Source organism: Bacteroides sp. RCH18 (assembly GCF_058231005.1).
The window spans coordinates 1,615,980-1,628,842 of the sequence record NZ_JBIPTC010000001.1; the positions used below are offsets into that span (position 1 = coordinate 1,615,980).

General features: G+C 44.0%; 12 protein-coding genes and 1 tRNA gene. 3 read left to right on the plus strand and 10 right to left on the minus strand.

Annotation, left to right across the window (positions count from 1 at the left end; all coding sequences use genetic code 11):
- Positions 1-18: 18 nt before the first annotated feature.
- The 3 genes from fsa to gpmA all read right to left on the minus strand — a co-directional run bounded on the left by fsa (position 19) and on the right by gpmA (position 2,592).
- Entirely contained in the window at positions 19-675 is a 657-nt protein-coding gene (fsa, locus tag ACHLI0_RS06545; RefSeq protein WP_490748701.1) for a fructose-6-phosphate aldolase, read from the minus strand.
- 67 nt (positions 676-742) lie between these two features.
- On the minus strand, positions 743-1,795 hold the full coding sequence (locus tag ACHLI0_RS06550; protein WP_008763387.1) for a class I fructose-bisphosphate aldolase: 1,053 nt from the start codon (positions 1,793-1,795) through the stop codon (positions 743-745).
- 50 nt (positions 1,796-1,845) lie between these two features.
- Positions 1,846-2,592 carry a 2,3-diphosphoglycerate-dependent phosphoglycerate mutase gene (gene gpmA, locus ACHLI0_RS06555; RefSeq protein WP_011107928.1) on the minus strand — a complete coding sequence of 249 codons (747 nt, stop codon included), beginning with the start codon at positions 2,590-2,592 and terminating at the stop codon, positions 1,846-1,848.
- A 240-nt stretch (positions 2,593-2,832) separates the two neighbouring features.
- Between gpmA and ACHLI0_RS06560 the strand changes: the two genes are divergently transcribed.
- Positions 2,833-4,638: a PAS domain-containing sensor histidine kinase gene (locus tag ACHLI0_RS06560; protein WP_490749554.1), complete on the plus strand. Its 1,806-nt coding sequence runs from the start codon at positions 2,833-2,835 to the stop codon at positions 4,636-4,638.
- 88 nt (positions 4,639-4,726) lie between these two features.
- Here ACHLI0_RS06560 and ACHLI0_RS06565 read toward each other — a convergent pair whose 3' ends face one another.
- The 4 genes from ACHLI0_RS06565 to ACHLI0_RS06580 form a co-directional block, all read right to left on the minus strand.
- Positions 4,727-6,181 carry an ATP-binding cassette domain-containing protein gene (locus ACHLI0_RS06565; protein WP_490748702.1) on the minus strand — a complete coding sequence of 485 codons (1,455 nt, stop codon included), beginning with the start codon at positions 6,179-6,181 and terminating at the stop codon, positions 4,727-4,729.
- 36 nt (positions 6,182-6,217) lie between these two features.
- Positions 6,218-8,224: a type I pullulanase gene (pulA, locus tag ACHLI0_RS06570; protein ID WP_490748703.1), complete on the minus strand. Its 2,007-nt coding sequence runs from the start codon at positions 8,222-8,224 to the stop codon at positions 6,218-6,220.
- A gap of 85 nt (positions 8,225-8,309) precedes the next feature.
- Positions 8,310-8,876, minus strand: coding sequence for a crossover junction endodeoxyribonuclease RuvC (gene ruvC, locus ACHLI0_RS06575; protein WP_008763383.1), 567 nt, complete (start codon positions 8,874-8,876; stop codon positions 8,310-8,312).
- A complete protein-coding gene (locus ACHLI0_RS06580) occupies positions 8,873-9,175 on the minus strand; it encodes a DUF4286 family protein (protein ID WP_151210105.1) in 303 nt (100 codons plus the stop codon). Before ACHLI0_RS06580 ends, ruvC begins: the two co-directional genes overlap by 4 nt.
- A gap of 120 nt (positions 9,176-9,295) precedes the next feature.
- On the opposite strand from ACHLI0_RS06580, the gene ACHLI0_RS06585 reads away from it, so the two are divergent.
- Positions 9,296-9,369: transfer RNA gene (locus tag ACHLI0_RS06585), tRNA-Ala, on the plus strand.
- 90 nt (positions 9,370-9,459) lie between these two features.
- Here the strand turns inward: ACHLI0_RS06585 and ACHLI0_RS06590 are convergent.
- The 3 genes from ACHLI0_RS06590 to ACHLI0_RS06600 all read right to left on the minus strand — a co-directional run bounded on the left by ACHLI0_RS06590 (position 9,460) and on the right by ACHLI0_RS06600 (position 11,674).
- Positions 9,460-10,236, minus strand: a complete 777-nt coding sequence (locus ACHLI0_RS06590) for a Cof-type HAD-IIB family hydrolase (protein ID WP_234120716.1) — start codon at positions 10,234-10,236, stop codon at positions 9,460-9,462.
- Between the two features lie 110 nt (positions 10,237-10,346).
- Entirely contained in the window at positions 10,347-10,559 is a 213-nt protein-coding gene (locus ACHLI0_RS06595) for a hypothetical protein (protein WP_008767859.1), read from the minus strand.
- Positions 10,560-10,621: 62 nt separating this feature from the next.
- Entirely contained in the window at positions 10,622-11,674 is a 1,053-nt protein-coding gene (locus tag ACHLI0_RS06600) for an energy transducer TonB (protein ID WP_258973167.1), read from the minus strand.
- A gap of 121 nt (positions 11,675-11,795) precedes the next feature.
- On the opposite strand from ACHLI0_RS06600, the gene pheS reads away from it, so the two are divergent.
- On the plus strand, positions 11,796-12,815 hold the full coding sequence (gene pheS, locus ACHLI0_RS06605) for a phenylalanine--tRNA ligase subunit alpha (RefSeq protein WP_055221940.1): 1,020 nt from the start codon (positions 11,796-11,798) through the stop codon (positions 12,813-12,815).
- Positions 12,816-12,863: the final 48 nt, after the last annotated feature.

The window sequence follows — 12,863 nt, forward strand, 5'->3', positions numbered from 1 at the left end:
TTAGTTTCTCAAATCCGATTATCCATTTACCTTTTTATAATCTTCCAAAAATTTCTTCAATCCCGAATCAGTCAGCGGATGATTCAACAACCCTTTGATAGCACTCAACGGACAGGTAGCCACATCTGCTCCCACCTCCACACACTCGATGATGTGCTTCGTATTGCGGATAGAAGCCGCCAATACCTGAGTCTTGTAATCATAGGTGCGATACATATGTACAATATCACCAACAAGTCCTACCCCGTCTTCGCAAATATCATCCAGACGTCCGACAAAAGGCGAAACGTAAGTCGCTCCGGCTTTTGCAGCCAGCAATGCCTGTCCGACGGAAAATACCAATGTACAATTGGTCCGGATTCCTTTTTCTGTAAAGTACTTGATAGCTTTGATACCATCGGCAATGCAAGGCACCTTGACAACGATATGCGGATTGAGTGCGGCAAGCTCTTCCCCTTCGCGGATCATCCCTTCATAATCCGTTGCTATTACTTCCGCACTTACGTCAGCATTGACAATCTTACATATTTTAATGTAATGTTCACGTTGATTCTCCGTACCTTTAATGCCTTCTTTCGCCATCAGCGAAGGATTGGTAGTCACTCCGTCAAGTACTCCGAGGTCATACGCCTCCTGAATCTGCTCCAAATTGGCTGTGTCAATAAAAAACTTCATAATTCTATTTTTTAATGGTTAACTATCTGGTAGTCAAAGATAAGAATTATTTCTCATCTTTCCTAGATCAGGCAATGGTTATTGCCGGATCGAGGTAGACATCCTGAATAGCGTTTAATAATTCGACACCCTTATTCATCGGCTTTTGGAAAGCTTTACGTCCGCTGATCAATCCCATACCACCGGCACGCTTATTGACAACTGCTGTAATGACCGCATCACGCAAATCGGAGGCTCCATGAGACTCTCCACCGGAATTGATCAATCCGACACGTCCCATATAACCATTTGCCACCTGATAGCGACAGAGATCAATCGGATGTTCCGATGTGAGTTCCGTGTACATGCGTTCATCAGTCTTTCCGAAACCTATCGCTTTGAAACCACCATTATTGGTAGGAAGTTTCTGCTTCACAATGTCCGCTTTGATGGTAACTCCCAAACGGTCAGCCTGTCCGGTAAGGTCGGCAGCAGCATGATAATCAATAGCTCCTTTCTTGAAATCGCTATTACGCAAATAACACCACAGAATGGTAGCCATACCGAGTTCGTGGGCATATTCGAAAGCCTCAGCAATCTCTACCAATTGGCGGCGACTCTGTTCCGAACCGAAATAAATGGTTGCGCCTACTGCTACGGCTCCCATATTCCAAGCCTCTTTCACCGTACCAAATAATACCTGATCGTATGTATTCGGATAGGTCAGCAGCTCATTGTGATTCAACTTTACCACGAAAGGTATTTTGTGCGCATATTTACGTGCGACTGATCCCAAAATACCAAATGTAGAAGCTACCGCATTACAGCCTCCTTCGATAGCCAGCTTCACAATATTCTCCGGATCGAAATAAATGGGATTCGGTGCAAAGGATGCGCCGGCTGTATGCTCGATATCCTGATCAACAGGAAGAATGGACACATAACCCGTATTTGCCAGACGTCCATGCCCTAAAAGGGTTTGCAGGCTGTTCAATACTTTAATGTTTCGGTCCGAATCAATCCAGACTTTATCAATGGTATCCGGTGAGGGTATATAAATCAACGACTTATCAATGGTCTTACAGGTATGATCCAGATAATAACTGGTCTTATCTCCTAATAAATCAACTACTTTACTCATAACTTTATTTTTTTAATGTATAACAATTTATATACAGGCGATGAAGCCTGCTATTTTTTCTTCCCCTGATTGGCTACCGCTTCCATCAGCTTACGAATTTCTTCCGGATTGCCCAGGAAGTAATCATTGGCAACATTCAGGTTCTCGTCGAACTCGAATACATAAGGAACGGCAGTAGGAAGATTCAGTTTGATGATATCTTCATCAGAAATATGTTTCAAATGCTTAATGATACCTCGCAGACTATTGCCATGCGCGACAACCAGCAAGGTATGCGCATCTTTTAAAGCCGGGAATATATCCGACTCCCAGTACGGCATAATACGGTCGATGGTATCTTTTAATGATTCGGTACGCGGCAGTTCCGCATCGGATACTTCGTGATAGCGATAATCGAAACGCGGATTTCTCAAATCGCTTTCGGAAAGCGGATTGGGAGCTATATCATAACTGCGACGCCAGATCAGCACTTGTTCTTCTCCGTATTTCTCGGCTGTTTCCGCCTTATTGAGTCCTTGCAAGTCGCCGTAATGCTTCTCATTCAGACGCCAGCTCTTCTCGACGGGAATCCAGTCCAGATTCATTTTATCAAGCACGCAGTTCAAGGTTTTGACTGCCCTTTTCAGATAAGAAGTATAGGCTTTATCAAAGTTGAAGCCATATTCCCTCAACGTGACGCCTGCCTTTTCCGCTTCGGCAACTCCCTTTTCCGTCAGGTCTACATCCGTCCAACCTGTGAAACGGTTTTCTTTGTTCCAAGCACTCTCTCCATGACGAAGTAATACTATCTTTTTCATTCTTAATGGTCTCCTTTCTTCTTTTTATATATACAACATTTTGTTTCTCTACAAAGTTCACGAAAGAATCAGCAGGTATCAATACCTAAAAGTGATGGTTTATTGAAAAGAATTCAATAGAAATGACTATTTTTACGGACTAAATGAATATTCAACCGCCAACTTAAAACAAGTCAGACATTGGAAACAAGCAAACAGAAAGAATACACATTCCTGCAAAAACTGCTGAATAAAGCGAATATGGGATGGTGGGAAGCGGACTTAAAAACAGAAAGTTATGTATGTTCCGAGTTTATCTCCCGATTACTCGGGATAGACGAAGACGGAGTGATCAGTTTTGAAGATTTCAATAAACGTATCCTAAGGGAGGATCAGCACCATACTACCAGCTACTCTTTCGATAAATTGCAACAGAGCATTGAGGAGGTGTACCTGCTCGATACTCCCCACGGGGAAGTATGGATTCGCAGTAAAATATGCTTTCAGGAAACTGATGGGGAAGGAAACACCAAAATATACGGAATAGCAGAAACTCAAGATGGTCCACGCATGGCTTCCGCCTATCAGGCACTGCAAAACAGCGAACGCATTCTGCACAATATCTATAAGAATCTACCCGTCGGCATTGAACTGTATAATAAAGACGGTTACCTGATTGACTTGAATAAAAAGGAACTGGAAATGTTCCATATCACCCATAAAGAAAAAGTTATTGGTATCAATATCTTTGAGAATCCGGCACTACCCGAAGAAATAAAGCTAAAGATCAGAGATAATGAAGAGGTTGAATTCACCTTCCAATATGATTTTTCAAAAATCAAAGGATATTATGAATCGGAAAAAACATCCGGTTTCATTAATCTGACAACAAGAATAACAACACTCTATGATCATGACCGGCAGCCTATCAATTATCTGTTGATAAACGTAGATAAGACGGAAAACACCATCGCCTACAACAAAATTCAGGAATTTAAAAATTTCTTTGAACTGGTAGGAGATTATGCCAAGGTTGGATACGCTCATTTTGATGCGTTAAGCCGCAATGGTTATGCCTTAAGCAGCTGGTATAAAAATGTAGGAGAAGAGGAAGGCACGCCCCTACCGGAAATTATCGGTATCCATTCTCACTTTCATCCGGAGGACCGGGCTGTTATGCTCGACTTTCTGGCGAAAGTGGTCAAAGGCGAAAGTACGAAATTATGCAGGGATGTACGTATCCGCAGAGCCGACGGAAGTTATACGTGGACACGGGTGAATGTGTTGGTCCGCAACTACCGACCGCAGGATAATGTCATCGAAATGCTGTGTATCAACTTTGATATTACCCAGCTAAAAGAAACCGAGCAAATGCTTATCAAAGCCAAAGAGAAAGCCGAAGAAGCGGATCGTTTAAAATCTGCATTCCTTGCCAACATGAGTCACGAGATACGTACTCCGCTCAATGCGATCGTCGGTTTCTCAAGTATGCTGGAAGAGGCGGAGGATCAGGAAGAAAAGCATCAGTATATCACGATCATAGAAGATAATAACAAGTTGTTGCTTCAGCTTATTTCCGATATCCTCGACTTATCGAAAATCGAAGCGGGAACTTTCGACATTATTCCTGAAAGGGTGAATGCGAAACAGCTTTGTAACGATCTGTTTCAGGCTATACAAATGAAAACTAGTCCACAAGTAGAACTCCGCCTGAAAGATAATTTACCCGAACTGACGTTCACCAGTGACAAGAATAGACTTTATCAGGTATTACTGAACTTTGTGACTAACGCATTAAAATTCACTTCCGAAGGAAATATCACCATCGACTACCAAATAGACGGAAACGAAGTGAAATTCTCCGTTCAGGACACGGGAATGGGGATAGAGCCGGAAAAACAGGAAGCTATCTTCACCCGATTTGTAAAACTCAACAGTTTTATTCCCGGTACGGGACTCGGACTGTCTATCTGCCAAAGTATCGTCACGCAACTGGGAGGGAAAATCGGTGTGGAATCGGAACCGGGAAGAGGGTCTTGCTTTTGGTTCACCCATCCAATTAATTAAAGAAAAATCTCTTTTAAATAACTCTGCCATCCCTCACTAAGTTCGGAATGGCAGAGCTAAACATTATTTTTCTGACAACAGTCCATTTTTATCGGTTTCTCTTCAGGAAAATACGGTCTGTAATAGTGCCCGGCAACTCTGATTCGTAGTGAGTCACCATAATCATCGTCTTGTCTTTGCGATGACAGAAAGCCTCAATAATCTTCTTTACCCGACGACGGTTGTAAGTATCCAGACCGTGAAGCGGTTCATCCAGAATCAGCAGCTCAGGGTCCTTCACAAAAGCACGTGCCAGCAATGCCAGCCGTTGTTCTCCACTGGAAAGTTGCAAAAAAGGTTTGTCTTTCAATTCCGCAATACCAAATATATCCATCCACCATTCGCAGATGGCCATTTGTTCCGGCTGGGGACGTTTGTACAGCCCGATGCTGTCATGAAGCCCACTGGCCACGATTTCAATAGCCGGCAAATTTTTGAGATAGGCACGATGCATCTCCGGACTTACATAACCAATATGCTTTTTAATTTCCCAAATACTCTCCCCTGTACCCCGCTTCCGCCCGAAAAGGCTGATGTCACAAGCATATGATTGCGGATTATCCGCACAGACAAGGCTTAACAAAGTAGATTTTCCGGCTCCGTTTTCACCGCTCAATGCCCATTTCTCACCACGTCGCACCGTCCAGTCGAGCTCTTTCAGAATAGTGCGGTCATCATAGCGAATGCTGACTTTATTCAGTTTGACCACTTCATCAGAATCGTAATTATTGCCATCATAGGGCAAATTGACGATACGCTGCTGTAACTCATCAAAAGAAACGGCTGCATCTCTGGAACGAAAAGCTTCCAGATAGGCCTCACGTTCCATTTTGGGGTACACCGTCATTTTATCCACAGGAATTACATGGGTAATAAATGAAGGAATATCATCCAGCATTGACAATACCAGAAGAATCTGTACGGACGACATTTTTGTCAAGCGATCGAGTAAAGAGAACAACAGCTCGCGGGTAGGTGCATCCAGACCAATAAACGGATTGTCCATAATCAATACACGGGGAGCTGTCAGCAGAGTTTTGACCAGCTGGAATTTACGCAGTTCGCCACTGGAGAGAAGAATTATTTTCTTATCGAGCATCGGCTCTATGCGAAAAAGCTCAAACAGTTCTTGTTTCAGTTGTTCATCCTTAATTTCTCCCAGCGTTTCACGAACATCGGGTGCTTCGTCCTGATCGTGGGCGTTCCAGCGTTGCTGATAGTAATAATTAGCATCGGCAGCCCCGTAAGTGTCACGGAAAGCGATGTACTTCACATTATCATAGACGGTCTGGGTGGCAGAAGGAGAAAAGTCATATTGCAGCGTCCCTTCACGCAATGGGTATTTACCGATCAGCGTATCGACAAAAAGACTTTTTCCTCCTCCGTTGGGACCTACGATTGCAATGTGTTCTCCGGCCGAAATCGTTGCCGTGATGGGAGCAGCTAAACGCACAAGCGGGTTGCGTGCCACGCCCCCCGCTATGTTGAATGTATTTTGAATCATATTCTTCTATTCTGTTTGATTATCAAAAGACTGAATTTACTTATATAAAATCAAAGCCGACTGACCGGGAATAATAACTTCCGGCCCGTTTTGTATGCCTAATCCACGTACATCTATCACTCCGTCTTTACATACCACTGTATATTTGCCCACCGGAATAGTCAGCCTGGCAGGAGTAGGACGAGAATTAAATGCGACGATGATATCTTCCCAATGATCTCCATTTGCATGGTCTTTCAGGCGAAAAGCAATCAGGTTGCTTCCTTCCACAGGAAGAAATTCCAAATGTTTCCGAACCTGTCCTGCATCTCCCATGCGGAAGGCCGGATGAGATTTACGCAAATCGATCAATCGTTTATAATACATGAAAACATCTGCGTTGGTGGTTTTGCGCCGCCAGTCGATGGCATTCACTGCATCCGAGCTCTTATAACTATTGTCCACGCCTTGCTTATCACGCATGATTTCTTCTCCGGCGTAAATAAACGGAATACCTTGTGAAGTAAAAACCACAGTCTGTGCCAGTTTATCGAGACGTATAAGTTGTTCGGGAGTGATGTCCGGCATGCTTGCCTTCAGTCGGTCTACCAAACACAGCCCGTCGTGACAGGAAACGTAACTGATCATTTGCACAGGCTGTTTCGCCCACGGCTTTTGAGTATAATTAACCGAATCACACTGTACTTGCGGATGCTCGATAGCTCCTGCTATGCCGAACTTTACGCTCATCTCCCCTCCCGGAATTCCAGCAAGAAAAGCTCCTTTGCGCTTATCGCCCACAGGTCCGCAAAGCCCGTCACGCAACTCGTCAGAGAAGACAGCGACTCCGGGTACCTGTGCTATATTTCCCTTCATTGCCAAGGAGTCAGCCGGATACTGAGGCGCTTCGGCAGCCCACCCCTCTCCATAAATGCAAATGGTGGGATCGACCGCATTCACTGCCTTCCGTATCTCGTTCATCGTTTCGATGTCATGAATTCCCATCAAGTCGAACCGGAAGCCGTCAACATGATATTCTTTTATCCAATAAAGGACGGATTCTACCATAAACTTACGCATCATAGGGCGTTCGCTGGCAGTCTCGTTACCACACCCTGAGCCATTCGCCAACGTTTTATCTTCTTTCTGGCGATAGAAATAACCGGGAACGGTCCGCTCGAAATTACTCTCATCGGTATTGAATGTATGATTGTACACCACATCCATTATCACACGGATACCAGCTTTATGCAATGCCTGTACCATCTGCTTGAATTCTTTCACACGAGTGGCGGGCTGATAGGGATCAGTGGCATAGGAACCATCGGGTACATTATAGTTTTGCGGATCATATCCCCAGTTGTACGAATTTTCATTCAGCCTGGTTTCATCTACCGAAGCGTAATCAAAGGAAGGAAGCAGATGCACGTGTGTCACGCCCAGTTCGATCAGATGATCGATGCCTGTCAGCAACTTGTCGGAGTTCATCGTTCCATGTTCGGTCAGTGCCAGGTATTTTCCTTTATTCTTCACTCCTGAAGTGGAATCGACCGAAAAGTCACGGTGGTGCATCTCATAAATAATCATATCGGCGGGAGACTTCAAAGGAGGTCGAATATCACTCTCCCAACCGTCCGGATTGGTGGATTGCCAGTCGATAATGGCGGCCCGCTTCCCGTTTACTCCGACAGCACGGGCGTTTATTCCGGGAGTATCTCCCTGCCACTTGTCATTGATCTTCACATTGAAAGTATAGAACTTGCCAATGAGGTCCTTACTTACCACAGCTGTCCAGGTTCCTTCTTCCCCCGACTGCATCTTTACCGTTTCATAGGCATGTCCGCCCTCGCCTGCCTCATAAAGCATCAGACGTACTTCATCTGCCGTAGGCGACCAAAGAGTAAACTTCGTTGCCTCCGGTGTATACTCCATTTCAATCAGACTTCCTGTACGGACCGGATATAATTCATAAGACATATATTCCTTTTTCGCAGTAGTACAACTCATTACTGTCGTCACCGTAGTCACCCCTAATATCGCTAAATAATTGGTTCCCATTTTCATACTAAACCTCCCCTGCGGTACTCACACTACCTTCGCACTTACTTGTTTATTACTATTCTCACTCCCAGCCTCTTTCATTGCGGGTTTATTTTACTTTATCGGGATTTTTCGCAATAAAATCTTTCCAACTGCTATATCCTTTTTCCATTGCCGGACGTCCCATTTGCAGAAAATGACAATAGGCTGCCGCCAAACCGTCCGTCGCATCCATAAAGGTAGGCATCTCTTCTTTGGGAAAATGCAGCATACGCTGCAACATATCCGCTACTTGTTCCTTTGATGCCTGTCCGTTTCCGGTTATAGCCATCTTGATCTTCAAAGGAGCATATTCTGTGATCGGAATATCACGGCTCAATGCCACTGCCATCGCCACTCCCTGAGCACGCCCCAACTTCAGCATGGACTGTACGTTCTTGCCGAAAAAAGGAGCTTCGATAGCCAGTTCGTCAGGCAGATAGCTTTCGATGATACTTAATACCCGCTCGTGAATATGCCGCAGCTTCAGATAATGATTGGCAAATTTACGTAAATCAATAATTCCCATCGCGATCATCTCAGGCTTAGTCCCTTTCACGCGCAGGACTCCATATCCCATGATGGTCGTACCGGGGTCGATACCCAAAATAATCTTTTCTTTTACCGGCTGAATCACTCTACTATCTCCATCAATGTCGGAAAACCGACTACTTTATCCTTGAATATTTTCGTCAGTTCATCATTCAGTCGTACTCCCTGTTCCATGTGCCAGCGATGCAGCAATCCACTACTTTCTACTTCCCATTGCAGAGAATAAGAACTTCCGTCGTCCCGATGGCTCAGTATCCGACAGATACGCGGTGCTCTCAACGTCCCGTGTTTCTGTACTTCAGGTATATAGCTTTCCTTTATCCAAATCAAAAAATTATCGTGAACAGCATCGTCCACTTGAAAAGTTGTATTATAAATCAGCATATCATCTGTCCTTTCAATAAATTATTTTCCGCAAACATAGCAATTATTTCAGAATATTCCATTATATTTGCGCCAACAAAAGCAAAACGTTGACAAACGTTATATCAGTGACGTAAAAACGGGGCGTTAGCTCATCTGGCTAGAGCGCGACACTGGCAGTGTCGAGGTGATCGGTTCGAGTCCGATACGCTCCACAAAATGAAAAGAGTAACTTATAATAAGTTACTCTTTTTTTTATTTTAAACCTGTGATTGGCTTTGTAGTCAGCCTTCATTAAGACATTTTTATATTACCCCGAATTGTTTCAAAACCTTGTAAAGTCCATTATTATCCACCGTATCAGTGACAAAGTCGGCAACTGACTGAACTTTTTCGGACGCATTTCCCATCGCCACTCCTATTCCGGCAGCCTTCAACATGGGGATATCATTACCGCCATCACCACACGCCATTATTTCAGCAACTTTAATCCTGTAGTAATCGGCAAATAACGAGAGACCAGTTGCCTTGCTTGTCCCTGCGACATTAACATCAGCGAATAAAGGATGCCAGCGCGTTGCGGAAAGACCCGGCAGAAGCGACATCACTTTTTGTTCTGTTTCCTCATCAAAATAAAAACAAAGTTGACAGCATTCTTTTTTATCAAACATCTCTTCGATGTCGACAACCGGCGGAACCGGATGCTCAACAATTCCGGCAATCTGTTCGACAGTCGGGGTAAGGCGATTAACAAATACACCTTCATTTAATTCGAGAGCGACTGCAAAATTAAATTCCCGTGCAAGCTCCATTGACTTTCTAAAGTCTTGTACAGGTATTGCTACTTTTCTTATCACACTTCCGTCACGCAATACACACTCTGCTCCATTAAGTGCGATAACTCCATCATACGGCACAGAGTCAATCTCATGAAGATCACTTGCCGCCCTACCGGTAGCAATCACGATCTTAATTCCACTATCATGTACTTTTTTAAGAGCATCTATAGAGGATTGCGACACTTTATGAGTTTCAAAACTCAACAAAGTTCCATCTACATCAAGCAATAATGCCTTTATCATACTATCTATATTTTTAGGCAACAAAGTTACTGAAAAGTTTCTCATGGCCTACAACGACAAGCACCAGATCGCGTTAAAAAAGATATCATATATACAATAAAAAAGGACCTTTATTCAAGGTCCTTTTTTATCACTTCATCCATTTCTTTTATTCGTTTCTCACGATCCTTGATGGGACCGTCTTTCGTATCACCTTTGAATACATTATCTGCACGATCGGTAACTTCAGTACTCCATTCTTCAAACTCATTCTTAGCCGGACGGCCATTCGGTTCGATATTTTCTTCGGCTATCGAATCGTGTCTGTTAATCATATCATCCATATCTTCTCTTTTTTTATTGGTTACAATGATAATACAATATAAAAAGAGAAAAGTTCCGGGCATTAATGTTTTTTGGACAACTCGCGTTCGCGTATCTGCAACTGTTCTTTATACAACTGGGGACGGAAAGGGACATAAAGGGTATAATCACTTTCAACTGCCTTGCCTCCTACCAGTGCCGGTATCCACTTCGGCATTTCCTTTACAATGCGAAGAGCTTCTTCGGCAAACTCCGGATGAGTCGATTTTAATATATGAGGACGAAGAATCACTCCTTCCTTATCTATAGTAAACTCACACAAAGCATATCCCGAGACATTGTCTTTAAGCAATTCCGCAGGATAAATCATTTGTCCGGCTACATATTCCCGTACACAAACATCAGCCAAGCAGGGTAATTCTTCAATTTGCTTTCCCGAATGCGTTTTGAGCTTCGGACCGACAGAATAAATCCCCACATACATCGGCTTTTTGTGAGCGTCCGGCTGTTCTTTGGTACGGTGCTCCAGCTCTTTCAATAAAGCGGTCGCTTCCTCCGCCAATGTTTGTTCCGAAATATTTTCTCCCTGAGATAACATATAAGCCGACTGACAAACCAACACAAGCCGCTCCATCAAAGTACCTTTCATGGGTGACCACTTCCGTCCCATCATCTCTTTTCCTTTCGCATCTGTCGATGAGAAGTAATAAACAACTCCATCCAGTCCGGCTGTCGAACCGTCCAAATCCTGTATCTGGCTGGTTACCAAACGGGCGATAGCTCCCAAAGACTGGTATAAGGACTGACTGATCTCCACTGATTTAGTTTCCACTTTCACCGTTCCTTTCTCTGCCTGCCAATAGGTACGCGACAAGGTATTCGCAATCAACAGACAACGTCCATTCTTCTTCTCTACCGACATTGCATATTCCGGCGAAAAAGAAGGAATGGTTACAAAACGCGCGTAAGGACGCTGTTGAAAACCTGTATTAAGCAAAGAAAAGACATTTCGATAATACTCACCCAACTCACCCGTATAGGTAGTAAAAGGCTTCACCGGCTCCAGATAGTCGATCTGAGCTGACAGGCGAAACGATAAAGTCAATAGCAGAAGAGAAATAACAATCTTTTTCATAAGTGTTCCCCGATTTTCGGTACATTCGGCAACAAAGATACAAATTATTTCGATGGTTCGTGATAAAATTATATCTTTGCACGGTTTTTACTAAGAAACTGAATAACAATACATCAAAAATATGATAGCTAAGATTGAACAACTTCTGAAAGAGGTGGAAGCTTTGCACGCCTCCAATGCCGAAGAACTCGAAGCTCTCCGCATCAAATACCTGAGTAAGAAGGGAGCCATTAACGATTTGATGGCGGATTTCCGTAACGTAGCTGCCGAACAGAAAAAAGAAGTCGGCATGAGACTGAATGAACTGAAAACTAAAGCGCAGGACAAAATCAATGCGTTGAAGGAACAGTTCGAGAGCCAGGATAATAGTTGCGACGGCCTTGACCTGACCCGCTCGGCTTATCCGATTGAACTCGGTACACGTCATCCGATTACAATTGTAAAGAACGAAGTCATCGATATCTTCGCACGTCTGGGATTCAGCATCGCCGAAGGTCCGGAAATCGAAGATGACTGGCATGTATTCTCGGCACTGAACTTTGCCGAAGATCATCCGGCACGCGATATGCAGGACACATTTTTCATCGAAGCTCATCCGGATGTAGTACTCCGTACTCATACCTCTTCTGTACAGACCCGTGTGATGGAAACTTCCAAACCTCCTATCCGCATCATCTGTCCGGGACGTGTATACCGTAACGAAGCTATCAGCTACCGTGCACACTGTTTCTTCCATCAGGTAGAAGCGCTGTATGTAGACAAAAACGTATCATTCACCGACTTGAAACAGGTATTGCTGCTCTTCGCCAAAGAAATGTTCGGTGCGGACACCAAAATCCGTCTGCGTCCGTCTTATTTCCCATTTACAGAGCCAAGTGCCGAAATGGATATCAGCTGTAACATCTGCGGTGGTAAAGGTTGTCCGTTCTGCAAACATACCGGTTGGGTGGAAATCCTCGGTTGCGGTATGGTAGACCCGAATGTACTCGAATCAAACGGCATCGACAGCAAAGTATACAGCGGTTATGCGCTCGGAATGGGTATCGAACGCATCACGAACCTGAAATATCAGGTGAAAGACCTCCGTATGTTCTCCGAAAATGATACACGCTTCTTAAAAGAATTCGAAGCGGCATATTAAATAGAGCACAGAATTTACCAGTATGCCAATGTGCCAATAAAACCGTCT